General features: G+C 52.4%; 24 protein-coding genes. 20 read left to right on the forward strand and 4 right to left on the reverse strand.

All coding sequences use genetic code 11. The features are described 5' to 3' along the window. Positions 1–423 precede the first annotated feature (423 nt). From IT084_RS00905 to IT084_RS00965, 13 genes are all read left to right on the forward strand, one after another. Positions 424–1,722 (forward strand): Glu/Leu/Phe/Val dehydrogenase, encoded by a 1,299-nt coding sequence (locus IT084_RS00905; protein ID WP_195710260.1) that lies wholly within the window; start codon positions 424–426, stop codon positions 1,720–1,722. 38 nt (positions 1,723–1,760) lie between these two features. Continuing rightward, positions 1,761–1,931, forward strand: a complete 171-nt coding sequence (locus IT084_RS00910; protein WP_195710261.1) for a hypothetical protein — start codon at positions 1,761–1,763, stop codon at positions 1,929–1,931. A gap of 242 nt (positions 1,932–2,173) precedes the next feature. Continuing rightward, complete coding sequence (locus IT084_RS00915; RefSeq protein ID WP_195710263.1) at positions 2,174–3,913, forward strand: sigma 54-interacting transcriptional regulator; 1,740 nt, start codon at positions 2,174–2,176, stop codon at positions 3,911–3,913. A gap of 408 nt (positions 3,914–4,321) precedes the next feature. Beyond that, complete coding sequence (locus IT084_RS00920) at positions 4,322–4,549, forward strand: AtpZ/AtpI family protein (RefSeq protein WP_313885400.1); 228 nt, start codon at positions 4,322–4,324, stop codon at positions 4,547–4,549. 11 nt (positions 4,550–4,560) lie between these two features. Next, positions 4,561–5,007 (forward strand): ATP synthase subunit I, encoded by a 447-nt coding sequence (locus IT084_RS00925; protein ID WP_195710267.1) that lies wholly within the window; start codon positions 4,561–4,563, stop codon positions 5,005–5,007. A 36-nt stretch (positions 5,008–5,043) separates the two neighbouring features. Next, positions 5,044–5,796 carry a F0F1 ATP synthase subunit A gene (gene atpB, locus IT084_RS00930; protein ID WP_243276631.1) on the forward strand — a complete coding sequence of 251 codons (753 nt, stop codon included), beginning with the start codon at positions 5,044–5,046 and terminating at the stop codon, positions 5,794–5,796. 185 nt (positions 5,797–5,981) lie between these two features. Beyond that, positions 5,982–6,218, forward strand: coding sequence for a F0F1 ATP synthase subunit C (atpE, locus tag IT084_RS00935; protein ID WP_195710268.1), 237 nt, complete (start codon positions 5,982–5,984; stop codon positions 6,216–6,218). 110 nt (positions 6,219–6,328) lie between these two features. Then, positions 6,329–6,835: a F0F1 ATP synthase subunit B gene (gene atpF, locus IT084_RS00940; protein ID WP_195710269.1), complete on the forward strand. Its 507-nt coding sequence runs from the start codon at positions 6,329–6,331 to the stop codon at positions 6,833–6,835. Next, entirely contained in the window at positions 6,829–7,371 is a 543-nt protein-coding gene (gene atpH, locus IT084_RS00945) for an ATP synthase F1 subunit delta (protein ID WP_195710270.1), read from the forward strand. Before atpF ends, atpH begins: the two co-directional genes overlap by 7 nt. A gap of 23 nt (positions 7,372–7,394) precedes the next feature. Then, positions 7,395–8,903, forward strand: coding sequence for a F0F1 ATP synthase subunit alpha (gene atpA / locus IT084_RS00950; protein WP_195710271.1), 1,509 nt, complete (start codon positions 7,395–7,397; stop codon positions 8,901–8,903). 41 nt (positions 8,904–8,944) lie between these two features. Continuing rightward, on the forward strand, positions 8,945–9,796 hold the full coding sequence (gene atpG / locus IT084_RS00955) for an ATP synthase F1 subunit gamma (protein ID WP_195710272.1): 852 nt from the start codon (positions 8,945–8,947) through the stop codon (positions 9,794–9,796). Between the two features lie 63 nt (positions 9,797–9,859). Next, positions 9,860–11,284 (forward strand): F0F1 ATP synthase subunit beta, encoded by a 1,425-nt coding sequence (gene atpD, locus IT084_RS00960; RefSeq protein WP_195710273.1) that lies wholly within the window; start codon positions 9,860–9,862, stop codon positions 11,282–11,284. Between the two features lie 2 nt (positions 11,285–11,286). Beyond that, the gene (locus IT084_RS00965; RefSeq protein ID WP_195710274.1) at positions 11,287–11,691 is read left to right on the forward strand and encodes a F0F1 ATP synthase subunit epsilon; all 405 of its coding nucleotides are present in this window, start codon (positions 11,287–11,289) and stop codon (positions 11,689–11,691) included. A 281-nt stretch (positions 11,692–11,972) separates the two neighbouring features. Here IT084_RS00965 and IT084_RS00970 read toward each other — a convergent pair whose 3' ends face one another. Next, on the reverse strand, positions 11,973–12,245 hold the full coding sequence (locus tag IT084_RS00970; RefSeq protein WP_395879212.1) for a hypothetical protein: 273 nt from the start codon (positions 12,243–12,245) through the stop codon (positions 11,973–11,975). A gap of 316 nt (positions 12,246–12,561) precedes the next feature. Here IT084_RS00970 and murA point away from each other — a divergent pair, with 316 nt between their 5' ends. Beyond that, on the forward strand, positions 12,562–13,818 hold the full coding sequence (gene murA / locus IT084_RS00975) for a UDP-N-acetylglucosamine 1-carboxyvinyltransferase (protein ID WP_195710275.1): 1,257 nt from the start codon (positions 12,562–12,564) through the stop codon (positions 13,816–13,818). Positions 13,819–14,002: 184 nt separating this feature from the next. Here the strand turns inward: murA and IT084_RS00980 are convergent, their stop codons facing one another. Then, positions 14,003–14,524: a hypothetical protein gene (locus IT084_RS00980; protein ID WP_243276632.1), complete on the reverse strand. Its 522-nt coding sequence runs from the start codon at positions 14,522–14,524 to the stop codon at positions 14,003–14,005. Positions 14,525–14,784: 260 nt separating this feature from the next. Between IT084_RS00980 and spoIID the strand changes: the two genes are divergently transcribed. The 6 genes from spoIID (at position 14,785) to IT084_RS01005 (ending at position 23,914) form a co-directional block, all read left to right on the forward strand. Then, positions 14,785–15,753: a stage II sporulation protein D gene (gene spoIID / locus IT084_RS00985; protein WP_195710276.1), complete on the forward strand. Its 969-nt coding sequence runs from the start codon at positions 14,785–14,787 to the stop codon at positions 15,751–15,753. Between the two features lie 161 nt (positions 15,754–15,914). After that, a complete protein-coding gene (locus tag IT084_RS18455; protein ID WP_279327789.1) occupies positions 15,915–16,046 on the forward strand; it encodes a hypothetical protein in 132 nt (43 codons plus the stop codon). Positions 16,047–16,141: 95 nt separating this feature from the next. Further along, positions 16,142–16,393 carry a sporulation transcriptional regulator SpoIIID gene (gene spoIIID / locus IT084_RS00990; protein WP_195710278.1) on the forward strand — a complete coding sequence of 84 codons (252 nt, stop codon included), beginning with the start codon at positions 16,142–16,144 and terminating at the stop codon, positions 16,391–16,393. Positions 16,394–16,546: 153 nt separating this feature from the next. Continuing rightward, positions 16,547–17,605, forward strand: coding sequence for a rod shape-determining protein (locus IT084_RS00995; protein WP_195710280.1), 1,059 nt, complete (start codon positions 16,547–16,549; stop codon positions 17,603–17,605). Between the two features lie 319 nt (positions 17,606–17,924). After that, positions 17,925–19,634: a copper amine oxidase N-terminal domain-containing protein gene (locus tag IT084_RS01000; RefSeq protein ID WP_195710282.1), complete on the forward strand. Its 1,710-nt coding sequence runs from the start codon at positions 17,925–17,927 to the stop codon at positions 19,632–19,634. 119 nt (positions 19,635–19,753) lie between these two features. After that, entirely contained in the window at positions 19,754–23,914 is a 4,161-nt protein-coding gene (locus IT084_RS01005) for a S8 family serine peptidase (protein ID WP_195710284.1), read from the forward strand. A gap of 112 nt (positions 23,915–24,026) precedes the next feature. On the opposite strand, the gene IT084_RS01010 is transcribed toward IT084_RS01005, so the two are convergent. Together IT084_RS01010 and IT084_RS01015 are read right to left on the reverse strand one after the other, a co-directional pair. Beyond that, entirely contained in the window at positions 24,027–25,139 is a 1,113-nt protein-coding gene (locus IT084_RS01010; RefSeq protein WP_195710286.1) for a zf-HC2 domain-containing protein, read from the reverse strand. 19 nt (positions 25,140–25,158) lie between these two features. Further along, positions 25,159–25,761, reverse strand: coding sequence for a sigma-70 family RNA polymerase sigma factor (locus IT084_RS01015; protein ID WP_195710288.1), 603 nt, complete (start codon positions 25,759–25,761; stop codon positions 25,159–25,161). Positions 25,762–26,369: the final 608 nt, after the last annotated feature.

Genomic DNA, 26,369 nt, shown 5'->3' on the forward strand with positions numbered 1-26,369 from the left:
AACGATAAAATAATCTCAACCATGAAACATAATGGATCACGTTTGAGACACATTATTAAGAAAAAGTTATTTTATTGTGATTATTATAATAATGATTTGCTGGTTAATGAACCGGAAAAGGAGATTTGCCGCAGCAAACGGCATGTATTAATGCAAAAGTAAATTAATTTAAAATTTTGATGCAGAAAGGCATAAATGTGGGTGGGATTGGGGCTTGTGTATTGCATACAATCTGGATTTGAACGGAAATGATGCAGTAAGGCATTAATATCCATTGCGCCCGCCGGGGTGAAAATATAACAATGCCTGAAAAACAAACAATCTGTCATGTTTTTAAAAACCGGCGTCATGTGGCACTCCTTTTGCTTGTTAGATAAATCAACATATACCAAATAATACGGTGACATTTAAGGAGGGCTTTGCATGACCCAGGAAATCAACAGTTTTGAAATCGTAAAAAATCTAATTGACACTTCCGTCAAAAAGCTGAATTTAAGCAAGTCGGTTTGTGAAATTCTCAGTGAACCCCAGCGCGTGTTGACCGTAACCATTCCGGTGCAAATGGATGACGGGTCCGTCAAAGTCTTCACCGGTTACCGCTCCCAGCACAACAACGCCCTTGGTCCTTATAAGGGCGGCATTCGTTTCCACCATGACGTCAACCTGGACGAGGTGAAAGCACTGTCCACCTGGATGACCCTGAAGTGCGCCGTGGCCAACATTCCGTATGGCGGCGGCAAGGGCGGGGTTATCGTCAACCCCAAGACCCTTTCCCGGGGTGAGTTGGAAAGGCTCAGCCGCGGCTATATCCGCGCCATCGCGCCCGTGATCGGTGCCGACCTGGATATTCCCGCGCCCGATGTGGGAACCAACGGCCAGGTGATGAGCTGGATGATGGACGAATTCGCCCGCATCAGGGGTTACAACGAGTTTGGCGTGATTACCGGCAAACCTGTCATCGTGGGTGGTTCCCTGGGTCGCGTGGAAGCCACCTCCCGCGGGTGTGTGTTTGTAATCCGCGAGGCGGCCAGGGTTACCGGCCTGAAACTGAAAGGGGCCACCGTGGTTGTGCAGGGATTCGGCAACGTGGGCAGCATCGCCGCCAGGCTGCTCCAGCAGGAGGACGGTTGTCGCGTACTGGCGGTTAGCGACTCCACGGGCGGAATATACAACCCCAACGGTTTGGACATTGCCGCCGTGGAGGAACACAAGGCCCGGACCGGCAGCGTCAAGGGCTTCCCGGGCAGCAAGGAAATCAGCAACGAAGAGTTGCTTACTTTGGAATGCGATATTCTGGTGCCGGCCGCGCTGGAGAACCAGATCACCGGTCAGAACGCCGGCAAGATCAAAGCCAAAATCGTGGCCGAAGGGGCTAACGGTCCCACCACCCCCGAAGCGGACCGGATCCTGGCCGAAAGGAAAATCCTGGTGCTGCCCGACGTGCTGGCCAACTCCGGCGGCGTGACCGTGTCCTACTTCGAGTGGGTGCAGAACCAGTACGGTTATTACTGGAGCGAGGAAGAAGTCAACAACAGGCTGGAAAGAAAGATGGTCGAAGCCTTCAATAACGTTTACAGCCTGTACAGCAAGCGCAAGGATGTCGACATGCGGGGCGCGGCCTACATGGTGGCCATCGAGCGTATCAGCGAGGGCATGCGCGTGAGGGGCTGGCTGGGCAACCAGATGTACGCCGACATCAAGCGTGAGGCCAAGCCGGCTTAGGTTGATCGTGAATTAATAACAAAAGGGGGTGATGGGAGATGACCGGATGCCCCATCGCTTACTCTGATCCATGCAGCAAGTGTGCCCAGTACGGCAATTGTGCCCCCAACCAGGCGGTGCGCAAGCTGGAGGAGCTGGAAAAACAGGTCAGGGAACTGATGCGCCTGATTGACCGCAAGGACGAGAAGCGCTACGGCAGAATCAGCTAGGAGTGCGGCGGAATATGCTTTTGCGCGCCGGTTGAATGGCGCGCAAGTTCCAAATATAATTTCCATCTTCCTAAAACAGGCCCGTTGATGCGGGCCACTTTTTTTGCCGGATCCCCCCGCAGGGACCAGTGATCAACCGGGCGATTAAAGCGGCAAACTTTTTAGATAATCAAATAAGTCTGGTATAATGTTGACAAGGGCATCTGCATAACAGGCAAGAGCCCTTTGAAAGGTGGGGGGATATGCAGCTTAATACAAGCAATCACGGAGTAATAACCACAGACGCTGCGGGCAGGATAACCATGCTGAACGAAGCGGCCAGGGTGCTGCTGGGCCTGGAGTATCGCCATATCACAGGTACAATGATCAAGGAAATCATCCCGGACAGCAGGCTCACCGATGTTTTGTGGACGGACAGGACCACTGTGGAGGAGCAGCTCACCATTTTCGGCAGGCGCGTGGTTGTCAGCCGGACCCCGGTCTATGAAAACACCAGGCCCATAGGTTCAATCTTTATCATTCAGGATATCACCGAGCATGAAAAGCTGAAAGAACGGCTCCGCCGGTTGGAGGAAGTCAACGAGGAGCTGGAAGCCATTCTGGATTCATCATACGATGAGATATTCGTTATTGACGGCAACGGCATCACCAAAAGAATCAACAAGGCGGGCGAGTCCTATTACGGCGTTAAAACCAGCGAACTCGTCGGTAAAAACGTGCTTGATTTGGAGAAAGAGGGTTATTTTTCCCCTTCAGTTACCCGCCTTGTTTTCGAACGCAAGCAGCGCGTCACCATTACCCAGCACACTCGCAGCGGCAAGGAACTGATCGTCACCGCCAACCCGGTGTTCGATGAGCGCGGCAATATTATCAGGATTGTGGTCAACTCCCGGGATATTTCCGAGCTGGCCACCCTGCGCCAGCGCCTGAAGGAAACCGAGCAGCTGGCCGAAACGTACCGCAAGCAGGTGATGCAGCTGGAAAGCGATAAAACCCGGCGCAAGGAATTTATTGCCCGCAGCCCGCAAATGGTTAAGCTTTTGGAACTGGTGGACAAGGTGGCCGGTGTGGACAGCACGGTGTTGATCACAGGTGAATCCGGAGTTGGCAAGGGTGTCGTGGCAAACCGGATTCACCGGCTGAGCGGCAGGTGTGACGGACCGTTTGTATCCATCAATTGCGGGGCCATACCGGAGAACTTGCTGGAATCGGAACTGTTCGGGTACGCGCCGGGAGCCTTTACCGGCGCCCTCAAGGGAGGTAAGCGCGGTTTGATTCCCATGGGTGACGGCGGTACGGTGTTCCTGGACGAGGTGGCCGAGCTTCCCCTCAACTTGCAGGTCAAATTGCTGCACGTGATCCAGCAGAAAAACGTCATGCCCGTCGGGGGCACAGCCCCCGTCAATGTGGACGTAAGGTTTATTGCCGCCACCAACCGCAATATCAGGGATATGGTGGCGGAGGGCAAATTCAGGGAGGATTTGTTTTACAGGCTCAACGTTATTCCGCTGGAGATACCGCCCCTGCGGGATCGCCGCGAAGATATCATGCCGCTGGTGGAATACTACCTGGATGCAATTAACCGGAAGTACGGCATGGCCAAAAAACTGGCCCCGGAAACCAGGGCCATCCTGGAGCGGTATGGCTGGCCGGGCAATGTGCGGGAAGTGGAAAATATCGTGGAAAGGCTGGCTGTAACGTCCGATACAGTTGAAATTCAACCCGCCCATTTGCCAGGCTACGTGCTGAATCACGTGAGCAAAAATTTGAATAAGATTTACGTTCCGGATGTCTGCCCCCTGGGGGATGCCGTGGAAGAGGTGGAAAAACAGTTAATTGAAAAGGCCTATAAAACGTACGGCAACACATACCGGATGGCCGAGGCCCTTGGCATCAATCAATCCACCGTGGTCCGGAAAATGAAAAAATACCTAAGCATGCCCCGGCGCAAACCCGGCCCCAAAACGGAAAAGATGATTTAACTGCAAACATCTCCGGCCCCAAGGGTAAAATTGCGAAACGAACGGAAGAAACCGTTGGAGCGCCTGATACAAGTACCGGTTTTTTGCAGCGAAATCAAAAAATATAATTTCATCGTGCTCCGGGGGGGAGGAAAAACACCTTTTGGCGGAGAATTTGTATCTACTAAGTAAGGCATCTATTTAATATATCTGCATGTAGGGAGTGTTTTGTGCGGGTTAAAAAGTACGCCTTGTCACAAGGTCATAATTATTTTGTCATAATTATTTCCAAGGTTGCAAAAAATAAATAAAGTCGTATCCCTTAAAAAAGTAATTTCCCGCTGGAGGAATACCCTCTTTTTTGTAGAAAGTATTCTGTGGACAGAAATGTAAGGTATGCGACATTTTTTGTTGAATGGGCGTGGTACCGTGGAGGAACCCAAAACCAGGAAAAGCGGAGCGCTTATGGCTATAGCCGCGACAACCACCATCGGCACCGAGCTCGCCATTACCGTGCTCCTGGGATTTTACGGGGGCAGATTGCTGGATGACAGGCTGGGCACCGATCCCTGGTTCATGATCGCGGGCATCCTGACCGGGGTGGGTGTGGGCATAGCGGGCATCATCCAGACCATGCAGCGGTTTTTTAAAAGTTAGGAGTGATCGGGTTGTCCGGGACACCCATCAGAGATATCGATCTGCAATACGCGCGCACCACCAGGATCACGGCTCTGATCGCGGCCCTGACGTTGCCGGGGCTTGTCTTGAGCCCCAAAGACCCGTTGATCCTGGGCTTTATTGTGGGCAGCGTCGCCGGTATCGTGAACTGCTATTTTCTGGTCAAGCGCATGCGCATGCTGGTGGAAATGATCATGCAAATGCGGCCGGACCGCCGGCAGGCCGGCCGGAAACAGGCCAAAATGTTCATGCGGGCGGGGTTTTACCCGCGCATGGGCATGATCATCGCGGTAATCTACCTGGCCGGCAGGATCGACTTCATCAACGTTTACGGCGTGGGGGCCGGGCTTCTGGTGCCCACCCTGATCACCGTGGTGGACGCCAATGTTGCGCTGTACCGGTATTTCGCGGCACGCAATGCCGTTGATAAGATATAAATAATTAATTTATCAAGGGAAAGGGGTGAGAGAGAGTTGTCCGCAGCCGCAGGTCACGAAGCAAGCCAAGACATGCTTACCACGGTGCACCATAACTTGAACGTTTGGGGGTTTCCCGAGACGCCGGTGGATATTTTGGGTTTTCCCATGAACCTGAAAACACTGGTCATGACCTGGATCGTGATGGCGCTGGTAATCCTGTTTACCGTGTCCGCCACCCGGAACATGCAGTTGAAACGTCCCGGCAAGTTGCAATTGATGGTGGAGGAGATGTACCAGTTTTTGCGGGGTCTGGCCTACGAGAACCTGGATCCGAAAAAAGGCGCCGCTTTGATGTGTCTTTTGTTCAGCCTCTTTATTTACCTGTTGTTCTGCAATCTCTGGGGCCTGATACCCACCATGATGTCTCCCACGGCGGACGTCAACACCACGCTGGGGATGGCCATCGGGGTGTTTATTACGGTCCAGATCCTCGGCCTATATTACCGCAAGGCCAAGTACTTCAAGCATTTCGTCGAACCGTTTGTATTCTTCCTTCCGCTGGTGATCGTCGAGGAACTGTCCAAGCCATTGACGCTGGCCTTCCGTCTTTACGGCAACATCTACGCCGGTGAGGTGCTCATCGCGGTGCTGTTGGGGTTGATCCCGCTGACCATTACCATTTTCGGCGGGTTCATCGCGTCGGTGGTATGGCTGGCCTTCAGTATCTTCGTCGGTTTTATCCAGGCCTTCATTTTTACCATGCTTACCATTGCGTACATTTCCCAGGTAACCGCCGAACATCATTAACTTTTCCGCCGGGAAGTCCCCGTCCGTGAGGGCGAGGATGAAAGGCGGCCAGGGCGGGGACCGCCCGAAGTTACGCCTGTCGGAGAGATCCACTCAATGAAACAGGAAGCCTCTTTAATAGAGATATGCCACCATAACCTAGCCATAGTTTAATTTTACAAATTTGGAGAAAGGAGGGGAAAAGAATGGAATTAGCGGGTGCTGCTGCAATCGGTACGGCTCTGGCCGTGGGCCTGGCTTCCATCGGCGCCGGTATCGGCGACGGTCTCGTAACCGGTAAAACCGTGGAATCTATCGCTCGCCAGCCCGAAATGAGGGGTAACCTGATGACCATGATGTTCATTTCCGTAGGTCTGATCGAGGCGCTGCCCATTATCGCTGTCGTTATCGCCTTCATTTTGATGGGTAAAATTGGAGGTTAACCCCGTCTGGCAAGGAATGTTGTGGCGAAAGGCGGTATAGCGGGTTTTGATCAGCTCAAGACCTGCTATCGCCTTCCTTTTGTCACAAACGAAAGGAAGGAGGGTAAGTTGTGGATGCCGTTGTTCAGGCTTTAGGCCTTAATGCTACCCTGGTGGCGCAAGTTTTCAACTTTATTATGTTACTCATCTTCCTTCGCATTGTTGTATATCCTCATATCGTCAGGATTTTGGAAGAGCGGCAGAACTACATTGAAAACAACGTGGCCGCCGCCGAGGAAGAAAGAAAACAGGCCGAGGCTTTGCGCCAGCAGTACCTGGCCGATATGCAAAAGGCCAAGGACGAGGCGCGGGAGATTATCCAGCAGGCCACCAAGGCCGGCGAAGAGCAGGCCCGTGAAATTATCGAGGCGGCCAAGGCGGAAGCCAACCGCATCAAGGAAGCCGCCATGCAGGATATTAACAGGGAGAAGGAGAAGGCTGTGGCAGAATTGCGCGACCAGGTGGCCACGCTGTCCATCCTGGTTGCCGGTAAGATTGTCAGCGAGAAAATCACCGCCGATATTCAGCGCGGTATGATTGATGAATTTATTAAAGAGGCAGGGGATCTGCCATGCTAAAGGGGGCCGTGGCCGGGCGCTATGCCGAGGCCCTTTATGAAATTGCGGTTAAAGCAAACTTGGTTGACCAACTGGAAAAAGAACTAAAAGCGGTAGTTGACGTGGTGAATGAATCGGTACAGCTGAGAAAAGTTCTTTTTCACCCCCGCATTACCGCCGCGGAAAAAAAGGAAGTGCTGGACAGCCTGTTCAAGGACCGCATTTCCGAGGTCGCCATGAATTTCCTGGGGCTTCTGGTGGAACGCCGCAGGGAAATTTACCTGGCCGATATCACTGATTATTTTGTTGATTTGGCCAACAAGGCGCGCAACATTACCGACGTCAAGGTCACCTCGGCGGTGGAACTGACCAAGGAGGAAAAGAAACGGCTTGCCGGGGCCATGGAAAAATGCACCGGCAAGCAAGTCAAGCTCAGCTATGACGTCGACCCGGCCCTGCTGGGCGGCGTGGTGGTCCGCGTTGGCGACAAGGTTATTGATGGCAGCGTGCGTACCCGCCTGCAAACCCTGCGCGAACACCTCAGGCAAATAAGTTAAAGTGGATAGGGGTGAAACAGTAGATGAATTTGCGACCTGAAGAGATCAGTTCGATCATTCGGCAGCAAATTGAGAAATATAAAGCTGAAATTGAAGTCAGCGACGTTGGAACGGTCATCCAGGTGGGTGACGGTATTGCCAGGGTCTACGGCCTGGAGAAATGTATGGCTAGCGAGCTGTTGGAGTTCCCCGGCGGCACCATGGGCATGGCGCTGAACCTGGAAGAGGACAACATCGGCTGCGTGCTCCTGGGACCCTACACCCACATTAAAGAGGGCGACACCGTCAAGCGCACCGGACGGATTATTTCCGTGCCCGTGGGCGACGCGCTGATCGGCCGGGTGGTCAACCCGCTGGGTCAGCCCATTGACGGGCTTGGCCCCATCAACTCCGACAAGTTCCGTCCCGTTGAACGGATCGCTCCCGGCGTTATCGAGCGTAAATCCGTGCACCAGCCGCTGCAGACCGGCCTCAAAGCCATCGACTCCATGATTCCCATCGGCCGGGGCCAGCGGGAATTGATCCTGGGCGACCGCCAGACCGGTAAAACCGCCATCGCGGTGGACGCCATCATCAACCAGAAGGGCAAAGATGTTATCTGCATCTATGTTGCCGTGGGCCAGAAGAACTCAACGGTGGCCAACGTGGTGCAAAAACTGAAGGATACCGGAGCCATGGACTACAGCATCGTGGTGTCCGCCACCGCGTCCGACCCGGCTCCGCTGTTGTTCATTGCACCGTTTGCCGGCGCCGCCATGGGCGAGGAGTTCATGGAGAACGGCAAGCACGTATTGATTGTTTATGACGACCTGACCAAGCAGGCCGCGGCATACCGCGAGCTTTCACTGCTGCTGCGCCGCCCGCCCGGTCGTGAGGCTTACCCCGGCGACGTGTTCAACCTGCACTCCCGCCTGCTGGAGCGCGCCTGTAAGCTTAGTGACGAGCGGGGAGCCGGTTCCATGACCGCCCTGCCGATTATTGAAACCCAGGCCGGCGACGTTTCGGCGTACATTCCCACTAACGTGATTTCCATCACCGACGGCCAGATTTACCTGGAGCCCGACCTGTTCTACGCCGGTGTCCGCCCCGCCGTTAACGTGGGTATCTCGGTGTCCCGCGTGGGTGGCGCGGCCCAGATCAAGGCCATGAAACAGGTTGCCGGCACCCTGCGCCTCGACCTGGCCCAGTACCGCGAGCTGGCCGCTTTCGCCCAGTTCGGATCCGACCTGGACAAAGCCACCCAGGCCCGCCTGACCAGGGGCCAGCGCCTGGTGGAACTGCTCAAGCAGGGGCAGTACGTGCCCATGGACGTTGAGGACCAGGTTATCTCCATTTTCGCCGGCACCAGGGGCTTCCTGGACGACCTGCCGGTGGAACAGGTGCTGCCGTTTGAAGAAGGGCTGCTCAAGTTCATCAAGAGCAACAAGCCCGAGATCCGGCAGGAACTGAGCGACAAACAGGAAATTTCCAAGGATCTGGAAGAAAAACTCAAAGCCGCCATCAAGGAATTCAAGGATACATTTGTCAAGTAACGCACCCGGCGAAAGTTAACAGCGAGGTGGTGAAAAAGTAGATGGCAAGTTTACGCGACCTCCGGCGCCGTATCAAGAGTATTAAGAGCACCCAGCAAATCACCAAGGCCATGAAGGCGGTGTCCGCGGCCAAAATGCGCCGCGCCCAGGAAAGCGTGCTGGCCGCCAGGCCATTCGCGCGGCGGATGCGCGATGTGCTGGGCCGGGTGGGCTCGGCTTCCGTGGGCCTGAAGCACCCGCTGCTGGCCGTGCGCGAGCCGAACAGGGTGGCATATGTGATCGTGACCGCGGACCGCGGCCTGTGCGGGGGCTTTAACGCCAACATCATCAAAAAGGCCGTTCAGGAGATGAAAGATCGCCCGAACGTCGAGGTTGTCACTATCGGCCGTAAAGGCCGGGATTACTTCCGCCGCCGGGGTTACAACATCGCCCAGCAGTATGTTGGCATCGGTGAAACCGCCGACATCGGGCTGGCCCGCCGGGTGGCCAAGTTTGTGATGGATAAGTACGCGGCCGAGGAGTATGACGAAGTATATTTGATTTACAGCCAGTTTGTGAACGTGCTGGTACAAAAGCCGGTGGTACAAAAGCTCCTGCCCGTCGAGCCCCCGGAGGGCGAGGACGACGGCAAGCGAGTGGACTATATTTTCGAGCCCGATGCGGAACAGATCATGGGCCGGCTGTTGCCCATGTACGTGGAAAACGCCATGTTCCAGGCGCTGCTTGAATCCAAGGCCGGCGAGCACAGCGCCCGCATGACGGCCATGGATAACGCAACCAGCAACGCCGCGGACATGATCGACAGGCTGACGCTGTCCATGAACCGTGCCCGTCAGGCCGCCATCACCAAGGAAATCTCCGAAATTGTCGGCGGCGCCGCCGCTCTGGAGTAACCGGGGCGGGGGTTCCGTACGGTTAGCCAGTATATCGAAGGCAAAGGAGGTACGGAGTAGCTAATGGCTAACGTAGGTGAAGTAGTACAGGTCATTGGCGTGGTGGTGGACATCCGTTTCCCACCCGGCCAGGTACCTGATATTTATAACGCTATCAAAATTACCAGCGATGAAGAGGACGCTTTCGGAAGAAAAATCGACCTCACCCTGGAAGTGGCCCAGCACCTGGGCAACAATATCGTGCGCACCGTGGCCATGTCCACGACCGACGGCCTGGTGCGGGGGATGAAGGCCGTCGACCTGGGGAAACCCATCAGCGTTCCCGTGGGCAAGCCGGTGCTCGGCCGCCTGGTGGACGTGCTGGGGCAGCCCATTGACGGTAAGGGACCCATTATAAGTGAACAGGAGTATCCCATTCACCGGCCGGCTCCGGCCCTGGTGGACCAGTCCACTCGCGCGGAGCAGCTGGAAACCGGGATCAAGGTTATCGACCTGCTGGTGCCCTTCCTCAAGGGCGGCAAGGTCGGTATGTTCGGCGGCGCCGGCGTGGGCAAGACCGTTATCGTGATGGAACTGATCAACAACATCGCCAAGCAGCACGGCGGTATCTCCGTGTTCGCCGGTGTGGGCGAGCGTACCCGTGAGGGTAACGACCTGTACCGTGAGATGACCGAGGCCGGCGTTCTGGATAAAACCACCATGGTATTCGGCCAGATGAACGAGCCGCCCGGGGTGCGTCTCCGGGTCGCGCTGACCGGACTGTGCATGGCCGAGTACTTCCGGGATGAACTGGGCGCCGACACGCTGCTGTTCATCGATAACATTTTCCGTTTCACCCAGGCCGGTTCCGAGGTTTCGGCGCTGCTGGGCCGGATGCCCTCCGCCGTGGGTTACCAGCCCACCCTGGCCACTGAGATGGGCCAGATGCAGGAGCGGATTACATCCACCAAGAAGGGTTCGGTTACATCCGTGCAGGCCGTTTACGTGCCCGCCGACGACCTGACCGACCCCGCGCCGGCGACCACCTTCGCCCACCTGGACGGTACCGTCGTTCTGTCCCGTCAAATCGCGGAGCTGGGCATTTACCCGGCCGTGGACCCGCTGGACTCCACGTCCCGGATTCTGGACCCCAACGTCATCGGGCAGGAGCACTACCAGACCGCCCGCGGCGTGCAGCAGGTGCTGCAGCGCTATAAGGAACTGCAGGACATCATCGCCATCCTCGGTATGGAAGAATTGTCCGACGAAGACAAACTGATCGTGGCCCGGGCCCGGAAACTGCAGCGCTTCCTTTCCCAGCCCTTCCACGTGGCGGAGACATTCACCAGCATGCCCGGTAAATACGTGGCGCTTAAGGACACCATCCGCGGGTTCCAGGAGATCCTGGACGGCAAGCACGATGACCTGCCTGAAGACGCGTTCTACATGGTGGGTACCATCGAGGAGGCAGTTGAAAAGGCGAAACGTCTGGCAGAAGGAAGTGCATAGGTATGGCGGAAGAAAAACTGCAACGCCTGGAAGTTGTCACACCTGAACGCAAGGTATACAGCGAAGACGTGCGGTTCGTGGTGGTTCCCGGCAGCGAGGGCGAACTGGGTTTCCTGCCCGACCATGCCCCCCTGGTCAGCGCGCTGAAAATCGGCCTGGTCAGGGTGCACAAGGACGGCAAGGTGCTAAAAATTGCCGTCAGCGGCGGGTTTGTGGAAGTGCGCAACAGCCGGGTCACCATTCTGGCCAACGCCGCCGAGCGTGAGGACCAGATCGACGTGGCCAGGGCCGAGGCCGCCAAGCAGCGGGCCGAGCAGCGCCTGGCCGCCGGCGGCCCCGACATCGATATCGCCCGGGCGGAAGCCGCCCTCAAGCGCGCCCTGAACCGCCTCAAAGCCGTAAGCTAAGGGGTCAGGCCTGTCGTAACTGTAATAACTGCAGTATTAATATATCGCGATAATCAACAATAACCGTAATAAGACAAACCGAACAATAACAAAGTGAACAATTAACAGGGGACAGAGTGCCTTGAGCATCCTGTCCCCTGTTTAGCTTACTGCTATACGTTGCTCTATCAGTTCAATTATGGCACTCTACGCTTAAATATTAATTGCATTCGGTTTGCCTCCAAGTTATGCAGCGTCGGAGAAAAAAACATATTCATAGAATTATCTCTTATACGCGAACTTTAATTAACTTCTTCACTGGTATATAATACCCACCTATCAATATCTATGCATTTGGTTTCATCCCGGTTGCCCTCCAAATCCCAAGCTGCTGTATCATTCAATATAGTGAGCGCTTCTTTGAAAACATTTTTATCCTTTAATCGCGTAAAAACACCCTTATTAATTAAATCTTGCAAGCAAAACCTGGTAATTTTTCCATCTGCAAATTGGCATGTTATAGAATAATCGTCATTTGCACAGACCTGAATTAAGCCCGGCGCGATCATCGACAAGTTAACCTCCTATCTTAATGGATCAATTCTAAACATCTCTTGATTGTTGAAAGCCCGATGCCAGTTTTCCAGCAATTCATCCTCTTCATGTTCACCAAAACTGGCGTGAAAATGGGGAGGAAGATGGTCCGCATTTGGCCTATAACAAAATCTGATATTGACGGTAATGTACCATTGTTATGCCCCCATGTCAACGGGTATGATCAGGTACGGATGACTGTTGCAATCCATCAAATCTTAGTGTTAGATACATAAAGTATGTCCGGGGCACAAACTGGTAACAATAGGTAATATATGCCGGTATGGGAGGTGTACGGTGAAGAACCTGGTCATCCGGGGCGGCAGGCCCCTTAACGGCAGCGTGCGGGTCAGCGGTTCCAAGAACGCCGTGCTGCCCATTATCGCCGCCTGCCTGCTTCCCGTTACTCCGTGCACCCTGGAAGATATACCGGACCTGGTCGACGTGCACACAATCTGCCTGGTGCTGGAGCACCTGGGCGCCAGGATTGATCGCAGCGGCAGCACCCTGGTGATTCATCCTCCGGAAAGACCTTGCACGGAGGCTCCCTACGAAATTGTGCGCCGGATGAGGGCCTCCTTCCTGGTGATGGGGCCGCTGCTGGCTCGCACGGGACAAGCGACCATATCATTGCCCGGGGGCTGCGCCATCGGCAGCAGGCCCGTGGATTTGCACCTGAAGGGATTCCACACGCTGGGCGCGCGCATCGAGCACGGCTACGGCAGCGTGCGGGCCGAAGTGGGCCCCAACGGCCTGCGGGGCAACCGGATTTACCTGGATTTTCCCAGCGTCGGGGCGACCGAAAACATCATCATGGCCGCCGTGTTGGCGGAAGGGCAAACAATTATCGAAAACGCCGCCGAAGAGCCCGAAGTGGTGGACCTGGCCAACTTTTTAAACGCCATGGGCGCGCAAATCAAGGGCGCCGGAACCAAGGTGATCAGGATCAACGGCGTAAAAGAACTGCACGGAGTCACCCACCCGGTGATACCGGACCGCATCGAAGCGGGCACCTTCCTGCTGGCCGGAGCCATCACCGGCGGAAATGTGCTTGTGCAAAACGTTATCCTGGACCACGTCAAGCCCGTGGTGGCTAAATTGAATGAAATGGGCATCATGGTTTACGAGGAATCCGAAGGGCTGCGGGTCACCGGCCGGGACGAGTACCGGGCCGTCGACGTCAAGACCATGCCTTACCCCGGCTTTCCCACGGACATGCAGCCCCAGATGATGGCGCTGATGACCGGGGCCAGGGGTACGGGAATTATTACCGAGACCGTATTCGAAAACCGCTTCATGCACGTGAGCGAATTGAGGCGCATGGGGGCGAAAATTAAAACGGTGGGCCGCAACGCCGTTGTCCAGGGACCGGCCGGGCTGAGCGGCGCGCCCGTCAAGGCCACCGACCTGCGGGCCGGGGCCGCCCTGGTGCTGGCCGGCCTGCGCGCCGGGGGGGAAACCGTGGTGGGCAACGTCCACCACATCGAGCGGGGCTACGAGCGCCTGGTGGAAAAACTGCGGGGCCTGGGGGCGGAAATAGAAGAGGTGGTTTAACTGCATAAACATAACAGCGGTAGGCGATCCGGTGGATTTCCGGAACGAATGGAGCACCAACACCGGCCTTTTTAAATTGGCACCTTGTGCGCTCTTTGCGGATAGGTTATAATAAAGTTAAAACATGGTAATGAGGTGCGTTTGAATGAGCGAAACATTTTGATTTATGCAAAACGGCTGCAGGCTATTTCCAGGCGCCGGCTTCCCGGAAAAGCCTGGCCGCCCACAGGAACGCGTTCTCATAAATAACATCCTGATTCATTGGCTCCAACATGGCCACCTGCCTGATTCTCTCATGCACCTGATCCAGGTCCACCAGTTCCACGGGCAAGCCCTCTTTTCTTGCAGCATCTACGGTTTCGGTAACAAATCTGTTAGGCCGCAAGAAACACCAGATTTCATAAACCAACCGGTGTTCCATTTCCCACTGAGATTCCATAAATTTGACAAAGCGCTGCAATTCGTCAATTTTCCTTCTTACCCGGCGCAACCTCGTTTGGGGTTTTTCTTTTTCCGCGAAGTGATAAGTGCTTGAGAAATCCATGCCGTAAATTTCTCCCGGTTTATGGGCAAAAGCCACTACCGGCATAAAGTTTTCCCCCGGCTTGTCCAGGCTGACCGAACAACCCTTGACCAATTCGTAGTAAGCAAGGATAAACCCCCGCTCGATATCGGCTTTTAAAAATTTGTTCAACCTTTTTGCCAATCTACTTCACCCCGTTACTCCCATATAACAAAAATTACTTTTACTGAAGCAGTATTCATATCTTACTGGTTTTGTGTCTATAATAACTACACCTAAACTATATACCAGGTGCCCTGTTCTTTCAAGCTCAAGCACTCGGCGCTTACCCCGTTATGGCCCCGGAAAAAGTTTAAGCCTCACCCCGAAAGGAAATAATAGGTAATAATTGCCTGTTGCGAGGCATATAATGTTGGAACAGGCGTTATAAAGGGTGAAGGCTTATGCGTAGAATTTTTCTTATTACCTTGATCCTGGCGCTGCTGCTGGCCCTGGGGCTGCCCTGGGTGGTCGACCGTATAATGGAGATGCCCGTGCGGGACGAGGGCACCATTGTGCGCCTGTACAGGCACGCCACCGGCGAGGTTGAACTGATTCCGCTGGAGGATTACGTCACCGGCGTGGTGGCCGCCGAAATGCCCGCCGAATTCCCCTCCCAGGCGCTCATGGCCCAGGCGGTGGCGGCCCGGACCTACATATACAAGCGCATGGTGGCCGGCGGCGTGATGAACAATAGCCACCCGGGCGCCGACACCTGTGACGATCCAAACCACGCCCAGGCCTGGATTTCCCGGGAGGAAATGAAAAAACGCTGGGGTACGGTCAATTACTACCGCTATTACTATAAAATTCGCATGGCTGTGGACGATACGGCGGGTGAAATCATCACTTACCGGGGCCAGCCCATCGACCCGGTATTCCACGCATCCTGCGGCGGGCGCACGGAAAATTCCGAAGATGTATGGAAATTCGAGGTCCCATATTTGCGCAGCGTGGCCTGCCCCTACGACGCCGATCCGGAACCGGAGCGGCAGGTAACCCTCACCCTGGGCGGGGTGGAAAAAGCCCTGGGCGTCGATCTGCACGCGGTAGCGGTTTCCACGGGCAGCAATAAGATGATCCGGGTTATGGAGAGCACCTCCACCGGCCGCCCCAAAACGCTGCTGGTGGGGGACAAGCCCTTGCCCGCCACGGAGGTAAGGCAAAAGCTGAACCTGCGCTCCACCAACTTTACCTGGCAGCTCAAGGACGACAAAATCACTTTCAAAACGATCGGATACGGTCACGGGGTGGGCATGTGCCAGTACGGCGCCAAGGGCATGGCGGAGCACGGTTACGATTACCGGCAGATCCTGAAGCATTATTATACCGGCGTCAGTATTCAGAATTTGTACCGGGTGTTGAAAGATTGAAACTCCCGTTTGCACTAAAAACGGTGCTTCATTTCCCAAAACTAAAATATCTTTAATTACCACACTGCTTGGCCGCGCAAGATATAAAAAGGGAGAATTAAATCGAATAAACGGGCCACAATAAATTTATCTCCGGTAAAATTAAAAAGGAGGATAAATTTATGTGGCCCTTTGGCAAAAGATTGCGGGATATCGACCCCCTGGAAAAGTACCGCGAGTGGCTGAGGCGCTGGCTGCTTGGTATTGATCCTTATATTCAAATGAAATTAATGCGGGTTCTATTTTGCGATTAATGTTAAACAACTTATCCTGAATTTTCTTAGAAAGTTCAAAAGCATTTCTACCCTCCCCCTGCATATAATGTACAAATGCCCGGGGAGGTAAGGCAATGCAGGAGTACATCCAAAAGCGAGTTCTGGAAATCTGCACCTACATCCTGGAAACCCAGGCCACCGTGCGCCAGGCCGCGCAGGTGTTCGGAGTAAGCAAAAGCACGGTACATAAGGACATGACGGAGAGGCTGCCGTCGCTGAACAAGGAACTTGCCAACCAGGTAAAGAAAGTACTGGATTTCAATAAATCGGAACGACACCTGCGCGGGGGAGAAGCCACCAGAAAAAAATATCGTCAAAATAACTAACAAAAATAGCAGAACTTGGAGGAATTTGTCCCAACAAGTAGAAATAATCAACGTCAGCCTGCCCAATAGTTAATAATACCAACGACCAACGACTAACGACTAACGACCAAAAGGGCAGGCACCTGCGAAACAATCCTGAAAGGGGACAAGTTCATGTTCCGCATGAGTACCGACATTGCGATTGACCTGGGCACAGCCAATATAATTGTATATGTGAAGGGAAGAGGTATAGTATTAAGGGAGCCGTCGGTGGTGGCAATCGATAAAAACTCGGGTAAAGTAATCGCGGTGGGCTCGGAGGCCAGGCGCATGCTGGGCCGCACCCCGGGCAACATTGTGGCCACCCGCCCCCTGCGCGACGGGGTGATTGCCGATTACGACGTCACGGAAAAAATGCTGCGCTACTTTATTGATAAAGCCAACGGAAAAAGATTGCTTTTCAAACCACGGGTGATGGTATGCATACCCGCCAATGTCACCGGGGTGGAGGAACGGGCGGTAAAACAGGCCGCAATTCAGGCGGGCGCCAGCCAGGCTTTTGTGATCGAGGAACCCCTGGCCGCGGCGCTGGGCGCCGGGCTTGACATCTCCCAGCCCGGCGGAACCATGGTGGTGGACATCGGCGGCGGAACTACCGACGTGGCCGTGCTCTCCCTGGGGGGTATCGTGATCAGCCGGTCCCTCCGGGTGGGCGGTGACAAATTTGATGAAGCCATTGTAAAATACGTTCGCCGGGAACTCAGCCTGGCCATTGGCGAGCGCACCGCCGAGGAAATCAAAATGGAGATAGCCAACGCCTACCCCGACGGCAGCGCGCCGGCCCGGATGCAGGTGAGGGGCCGGGACCTGGTGGACGGGCTGCCCAAGGAAATAACCATTACCAGCGATCACATCCATGAAGCGATTAGTGACAACCTTGCCCTGATCGTGAGCACGGTCAAAGAAGTGCTGGAACAAACGCCGCCGGAACTGGCCGCGGACATCGTGGACAAGGGTATCGTGCTCACCGGCGGCGGGGCGCTGCTGCACGGCCTCGACACGCTGCTGGCCAGGGAAACCGGGCTGAACGTTTTCGTGGCCGAAGACCCGCTCTCCTGCGTGGCCATCGGCACCGGCAGGGCGCTGACCATGCTCAACGTGCTGAACGCCCAGCACAAGCGGCGGTTGATCAGCAAAGCGGTCAGGCAAAAATTAACGACGGCTGATAGATAAAAAAGGGACAGGCTATTTTTCGCTTTTTGAAAAGATGCCTGTCCCTATTTTTTTTGTGCATATAGCCGGAACAAAACAAAAAAAACAAACGTCTATAACAAAAACAATTGTGAGTTAACCGCAAAAAAAACTACAGCGGCAGGCGATCCGGCGGATTTCTGGAGAAGTGAGACACTGGATGCGGTCCCTGGCCCGTCATATCCCCAAGCTATGCCCCCTTAGCGTTGTGAAAGTAGTGGTTTGGCACTATTTTGCAAGGGTTAACTACAAACATCTTGCGAGGAAGCTACAGTTATTTTTTTTGGGAGGTTGTGCTATTGTGAATGTTTTTAAGAAATGGACATTAATTATGATTTTTTTAGTGGGCTATCCCGGCATTGCCCTGGCCAACCCGCAAGCAAACAGTGTTGAAATGAAACTGGGGGATACCAACTATTATGTTGATGGACAGGCGCATGAGATGCAAATAGCTCCAACTGTCCATGAAGGGGTTACTATGGTGCCCCTGCGTGTAATTTCCGAAATTTTTGGGGGTACTGTTTCCTGGGAACAGTATACCGGTATTGTTAACCTAAAGATGAATGAAAAACAATCTATACAAATTGATACGCATAATAATATAGCCTATATTAACGGCACCTCAAGCACTACTGATATTGTAACATTGATACAAGACGGTACTACAATGGTTCCTTTGCGATTTCTGGCGCAAAACCTGAATTATCAAGTAAATTATAATACAAATACAAAAGAAATCCAGATTAAAAAATTACCTCCTCCCAATCAGCGTCCCGTTGCTTTGTTTAAATTGCCAAAAGATACATATGCCCAGGGCGAAACGATAGCATATGAAGATGAAAGCTACGATCCCGACGGCGATGCAATTATTGAAAGAAAATGGGAAGGCCGGGAAAACGCATATTTTAAACAGGGTGAATACAAAGTATCCCTGACGGTCAAGGACAGCAACGGCGCCTGGAGTGAACCCTATAGCCAGATTATTAAAATTACCGACCAGGTGGAAATGGATCAACTGGCATATTATTTTAACCACCCTGTCCTTGGCAAGGCTCTGGATGTCTCTCATCTACCGGTGCTGGAAATGAAAATATTAAGCCGGGTGGTAACCATGAAGAAAGAAAGTGTAATTATTAGTAATTGCCCGGAAACATTTACAAGAGACGGTGTTCTGTACAGAGATGAGGTTACGGGTAACAACCGGATCCTTTATCACCACCTTAACGGCGCAAACCAGCCCAAAAGTGTCTATTTACTGGCGATCAATAACGGCTCCAGGCCTGCCACGCTTTGGGTAAAAAGACAAGGTATGGCGGGTCCGTCAAACCCAATGGATGTGGGCCGTTTGGCTGCCTACAATTTTTTGGGGTTTGATCAATCCGATTCATATTCCTTGGAACTGCAGCCGGGGGAAAAAATTATATTAAACAAGGATGCTAATAACCCAATAAAGCCCGGGCAGACCGTGCACGGGATTTTTGATGTTAGTTCGGACAGCTATTTAACCTTTGCCATCGTTGCCGTAGGGAAACAAGACCCCATAAATGATTATGAACAGCTACCTGTGCTTCCCCGGGATCAAACCCATACGAGAGGCACCTTTCAACTGCCCAGCCGAAACATGACTGTGAAAATACCTGATTTTAATCAACAGCCCTCAAGGATTGTTATAGCGGACGGGAAGGATGATGCATTCCTTTACGGCAAGGATGTGACCAGCGGCCAAAATGTACTTTATACAAGAAATCCCGGTAACTATGGAGTGGTATACAGCATAACCATAGAGTCCCAACAAAGGGTTGCCCTATTGCTAAACCCCCGGGGGGGCGTTTTTGCCGGGGCGGGCAGTTGGGACGGAAAGCCATTTTATATACCAGACAGCGGTATATTGCAGCCAAAAACAGAAGCTGCTCTCCTGGGTATTCTCGAACCGGGCAAGCGTAAAGTTTTGCAATTCATTCCTCCTGCCGGATCATATCTGCCCGTAAATATAATATGTATTCCTTTTTAAAAAAAGTTAGTTAATTATATTAAATATTAACTGATTTAATAAAAGGATTTACAGCATAAATTATAGAAAATGAAACAAGTATAGCGATTTATGGAGAAAATAATAGCCGGAAAGGGGTGGTGTTTACGCTAAATCCCCAAAAAACGATAGTTGTAGTTGCGTTATCATTATTGGCTTTTTTCTTGATCAACTGGCAAACCGTCATTAACCCGAACTCGGGTGACTCGGAAAAAGCCGGCGGGACCGTTGATAGCACATTGGATGGCACATCTGGCAGCATGTCAGACAGTAAATTAGAATTGTATACCCTGAAACTGGAACGCTCGCTCAGTGACAGCGAAAGGGCTGAATTAGCAAGAAAAGTTGATTGGATGAGGCAGCTTGACGGCGTTTTCATGATGGTGCGCACCGGAGCGGAAACGGCAAACAAGCTTAAAGAACTGCCGTATATTAGAGAAATTAATACATATCAGCCGGAAGAAAAGATGACCGGGGAATTACAAAGCAGTTTCGGTAAGGATGCAGGCGGTCAAAACATAAAACAAAACGCAAAACAACTTGATTTAACGCTGACCCTGGTTAAAGCAGAGGATAAATCCTACGTAGTTAAACTGGTGCAGGAACTTGACGGCGTAATCTTGGATGGTGCGAACACCCAAGATAATTACCTTAGAGTGCGGCTTCCGGTTACCAATATTAAAAAGATATCTACCTCCCCATGGGTATTATATGTGGAAGAATATCACCGGCCCGAATTTTTAAATGACCGGGCCAGGGATATCACCGGGGCGGGACCGCTGGCGATACCCAATTTTTTTACCCCGGGCGGCCTGACGGGTAAAAATGTTATTGTCGGGCTGGCTGACAGTGGCCTGGATACCGGCAAGTTGGGCACTTTACACCCCGACCTGCGCAATGATAAAGGTAAAAGACCGAGGGTGCTGGTGATTAACTCCCTGGCGGGGGTTGACCCGCCTGCGGATAATATCGGTCACGGCACTCATATGGCCGGCACTATTGTAGGCAGTGGGGCTGCTTCCGCCGGGAAATACGCCGGTATAGCTCCGGATGCAAGCTTATACTTCCAGGGCATAGTGGACGCCAATGACAATATCATACCTCCCCACGACCTGTCCCGCCTGTTTATGCCCGCTTATGAAGCCGGTGCGCGCATTCATGTCAACGGCTGGGGGAGAAAAAATAACCAATATGCCAGCGCCGCAAGTCAAATAGACGATTTTGTGCGTCAACACCCCGATTTTATTCCAATTTTTGGGGCGGGTAATTTCGGGCCCGGTGACGGTACTCTAACGTCTGAAGCCAACAGTAAAAATGCGCTGGTGGTCGGCGCTTCACGCAGCCCCAGGCCGGTATTTGATAATGATACAGGTAACACACAGCAAGTTGCGGACTTCTCCAGCAGTGGTCCAACCGGTGACGGTAGAATTAAGCCTGAACTATTGGCCCCGGGGACTTCAATTATTTCCACCTGCTCCAGCCTGGTTGAAAGCAATCTGCCCGGTCGTGAAGAATATACCAGGCTGCAGGGGACCAGTATGGCTGCAGCCGTAACAGGCGGCAGCGCGGCATTACTGGCCGAGTATTTTCAGCATTATACGGATTTGGACAAACCATCGGCTGCCCTGCTTAAGGCCGTGTTGATCAACGGCGCCCGGCCTCTGGATGGTAATGTGCGTCAAGCAGGCTTTGGTTTGCTGGATATGGCCGGAACCGTGCTGGCGCTGCAGCAAAAACTTTTCGAATTGGAGGATAACCGGAAAGGGATTGCTGAAGGGGACATCGAGACCAGGGAATTTAAAGTTAAATCCTCTGAAACTCCGTTTAAGGTCACCCTGGCCTGGACAGATCCCCCGGCGACCCCGGGGGCGAAAAAAGCACTGGTTAATAATCTGGACCTGGTCGTAATTAGTCCGGACGGCAAAAAACATCTGGGTAATGACAGCAGCGGGCGCGGGGTGCCGGATAGCAAAAACAACGTTGAACAAGTAGTTATCAATAATCCTGTACCCGGAAACTATAAAATTGAAGTACATGGAACATCGGTTAATACTAAGGCTTCATCAGTTTTGAACATGGTTAAACAGGATTTCGCCCTGGTGTACGGGCAGCCGCCCCTTCAAAGCGTGGTCGTCAAAGATGAAAACGATAAATTGGAATTGACTTCCGGTAAAACAATAGACAAACCCGGAAATTTAAAGACCAGCCTGAACGGTAAAATTGTACCCGGAGACCCGCTTCCCGGTTCCGATATTTACCTGGCCGGGCCGTCCAATACACCTGAGGCTGCGCTGGCGGTCGGCCGGAGCTGGCAGGCATCCGGGATCAAGGCGCTCTTCTCCGCTGCGGGCACAATGATGGTCAGGATTAACCGCGATTATAGGGAGGGAGGGTATTATATTGATGAACATCCCAAAAACACTGTTAAGCTTAACGGAATTAAACTGCCCAGTGGAGTTGGCATACCGCCGGGCGCGAGTATTGAAGCGTCAATTAACCCCACTACCCAAAAGTTATGGCAGGTACTGGCATCTAGTCATGAAGTGGAAGGGGTTGTAAAAAGTCTGGATTGGGATAACCAGGAACTGGAACTCCTGAATAATAAAGAAAAGTTTAATGTTGCCTCCGAACTGGCTGTTACTTTTAACGATAAAATTGCCGGGGGCGATCCCGAATCAGTTCCTTTTGGCGCTCCTGTGCCCGGAGATAAAGAAAATATCATGCCCGGTATGCCTGTCCGCCTGATTCTGGGCCAGGACGGTACGGTTTATCATATGGAGGCTGAACGCCAGGTTGTTGTGGGTGATATTGCTTCCGTTGATGTAAAGGGCGGGAGATTTTCCTTGACGTCCGGTGATGAATACCAGGTGTTACCGGGGATAAAACTGCTCAGGGATGACAAAGCGGCCTCATTTTCGGCGCTGCAACCGGGCGACCTGGTTATGGGTATAATTATTCCGGGCAGCAACAAAGTGCTGGCACTTTCGGTTTATTCAACCTGTGTATACGGGCGTGTGTATTTTGCAGGCCAAAATACTTTATACATTACTGACAACCACCTGGTAAACCGGCAATACAGGTTCAACCAGGATACCCGGGTTTACCGCTGGGGTCTGGTTTCGGATACCTCGCTGCTGGCGCCGGGCCAGTGGGTCCGGTTAATAATTAATCCAAACACTGGTAATCTTTTAAGGGTTGACATTGCGGAAACCGGGTTCCAGGGCCGGGAGGTTGTCAAGTCCTATAATCAGAAAGACAGTCTGCTTAGCACGGAATCCGGCCATAACTACGTCATAACTTCTAAAACGTCAATAACCAAAAATGGTTACCCGGTTCAAGCAGTAGACTTGCTCCCGGGGGAAGAGGTTGACCTGGTTTCTCTGCGCGGGCAGAATAATAATTTTCAGGCACTTGTTTCCGCAGAGGCTCACAGTTCCCCGGAAGCCGGCGATTTGAACTTGTTTGTTGAATCAACCATTCCTTTTGAAAACTTTTATATTATCAAGGGAAAAACACCGGCGTCAAAGCTTTTGGCCTGGTATGCGGACGGTAGATCGGAACCGGTTAAATTAACAAACGGTGAGTTTTATTATCCTGTCTATTACCCCAATGGGGGTGTGGTGCAGCTTGTGGCAGTTGATGCCAAAACCGGTGCGGTTACCGGGGTGCGAGTTAAACTGCCGGATCACCGGGGCAAGGTTTTTAACGACATAGCCGGGCATTGGGCCGAGGTGGAAATATTAAGCTTGGTTTCCAGGGGCATGCTTGCAGGTTATGGCGATAACAGCTTCCGGCCCGAACAGCCCATAACAAGGGTTGAGTTTACAGCCATGCTGACCCGGCTGCTGGGCGGGCAAAATAATTCCATGCCGCAGCTTGGCTACAAAGATACCGGTGATATACCGGAATGGGCCAAAACTTCCGTGCGGCTGGCCAACGGCCGGGGGCTGATTACGGGCTATGAGGACAACACATTTCGCCCCCGGGCACTTCTCACCAGGGCGGAAGCCACGGTTATGTTTGTCCGGTTGGCCCAAGCCCTTAATGTTGAATTGGATGCAAAAAACCCAAGCCCAAATTACCGTGATGCGGGCGGCATACCCGGTTGGGCGCGCACCAGCGTGGATACTGCCGGGCAGGCGGGCTTGCTGGGCGGGAGAGCGGGCCATAAGTTTGAGCCACAAGCAAATATTACCCGGGCAGAAACGGCGGCGGTATTAAACCGACTGCTAAACCAGGTAAGCAAACAACTGCAACAGTGATATTGTGCCACAAATAAAAATAAAAAAGGGAGCAAATTTCATATCGCTCCCTTTTTAATTCGTTAAACCAAATGTTTTTATCATTGCGAGGGAAGTATGGCAATCCCTTCCACTAGCCTTCCAGCCAGATTACAATTGTCTGCTTGCTGGCACTACTATCCCATGCTTTCAGCTGCTGCGCAATTTCATTCATTCTTAAACTTAATCTTTCCTGTTCTTCAACGTTATCGCTCCTCTTTAATTGAGCGGCCAGAGATTGATACTGCTCCACCTGCTTGTTATACTGGCCTCCGATATCCTTGCTGCTTTCATCCTTATTAACCAGTGTTCCGATGGTTTCAAGTTCACTTATCAAATTATCGGCTTTATTCCTGTCAACCGTTATTTCATAGCCTATAAGACTTCCTCCGGCTGTGTTCTGTGATTCCGTCAGCCGGATGCTTGCTTTATATTTCCCTGCCAGCGAATTTACCCGTTCCCGCGCGGTACCGGGCTCTTCAACCCTGGTTTTAATCAGCGTACTTTTGATAATCCGTTGCTTATCAACACTAAGCAGGGCGACCAGCTCCGGAGTTTGCATCACATCAACTGCCGGTGTGGAAGTAGTGCTGAATTTTTCCGGCTGTTTACCGTTATCCTCGGTTGTTTTAGGTAGAGTGTTATTAACACCATTCCCATCCTGATTGTTTGTGCTATCAAGGTTACCAGGGTTACCGGGATTACCATTATTGACCACCGGTTCTGTTTCCATATCGTTCCCGGGTTTGTTAACCGGTGCAACAGTCCCGTTATTATCAGGGTTAATCTCCGCCACCCGAGTTTTATTTTTATCGGCCACCAGTATTCCCGTGGTCAAACCTGAATGCGTGGCAGCGGCATAACTTCCGCAGGCAATCAGCACAGTGGCGGCAGCCGCGGCAATACTGCGCTTCCAGTTGGCCACAATACTTCCCAAGCGCCATGTTCTGCGCTTATCATTGCGAGCAGAGCTCGGCAACCCCGGTTCGGCTATTTGGGCCATTACCGCGGCGGAGAGACCCTCGGGCGCGGGCAATTCCAGCGCGCAGGCGCGTAACTCCGCTTGAATCTGCTTCAAAAATGCCAGGTGCTCCCGGCAGGCGGTGCATTCGCCCAGGTGCTTCTCCACCGTTTCGGCTTCGGCCCGGTCCAATTCGCCGTCAAGCCAGGCCGAAATTAATTCTTGCATGTAATTGTCGCATTTCATGTATATCACCGCCATAAAGTCAATGCCTGTTTACGTAAGGCAACTTTAAATCCCGGGCCTGCGCTTGCCTTAAAATTTTTTCTTTCAGGCTTTGGCGCGCCCTGTTTATTCTCGATTTTACCGTGCCCAGGGAGCAGTCCATAATTTGCGCAATTTCTTCGTAATTATAGCCGTACATTTCCCTTAGTATTAGCACAGTTCTATGTTCTTCGGACAAATCATTGAGCGCCAGTTTAACCAGTGTGTTAAATTCCTTACGCTCCAGCTTTTCATCGGGCGTTTCGTCATTGGACGCCACGTCAATAGACATTTCGCCGTTGTCCGTAGTTATTGTGGCGTCCAGTGAAACTTCCGGCTTTTTGCGTCGCTTGATGTTTATCCAAAGGTTAACGGCAATTCGATGCATCCATGTTCCGAAATCCGCTTCGTTACGGAACCCGGACAGGGATCTGTAAGCCTTGATAAATGTCTCCTGGGCAAGATCCTGGGCGTCGGACCGGCTGTTGGTCAGTTGATAACAAAGCGCGTAAACTTTATTTTGATATAGCTTGACAAGTTGTTCAAACGCTTCGTTGCTGCCCTGTTTAGATTTGTTTACCAGTAGCTTGACGGTTCTGTCCAAGGGAAGACATTCCTTCCGACCCTCCGCTCCGGTTACATTTTAGACAATAAAAATAACATTAAAGTTCCGGAAGGGAGTAAAATTTTCAAAAAATAATCATATGGTATTTTAGTGTGTTATATTTACGTATCTAGTTGATTCGGGAACATTGCCCGGTGTTTATCAAGGGTGTGCCCCCATTCCTACTATATTAATTTACTTCAATTTGCCCCATGGTTCAAATGGTTAAAATTTAACAGGTAAAAAAAATTTGCCTGCAAGGAACTTTTTCCGGAACTGCCGTGTCTAACTAATCAGATGGCAAGGACGAGGCATCCAAATCAGTAAAACATACACTGCATAACCTTGCCGTTGCACAACTGCATAATTTTACTCAGCAGGCAGGAAATTTGGCGGGGCATGTAGAATATGCATTTCCTGTCTACCTTACCCGCAAAAATGGGGAACAGCAATAATAACCCGCTCTATAAACACGGTTCCCCGCCGGAAAACAGGGTAAGGGAAGTGCCTCCGCAAGCAGCGCGAACGGCACACGAGACAAAATTAAGAACCAACCGGGGGAGGGATGTGCAACACTGTAAGCAGGTAACCACTTGGTCGAAAGGCCG

The organism is Desulfallas sp. Bu1-1, from assembly GCF_015594625.1.
GTDB lineage: Bacteria > Bacillota > Desulfotomaculia > Desulfotomaculales > Desulfallaceae > JADNRQ01.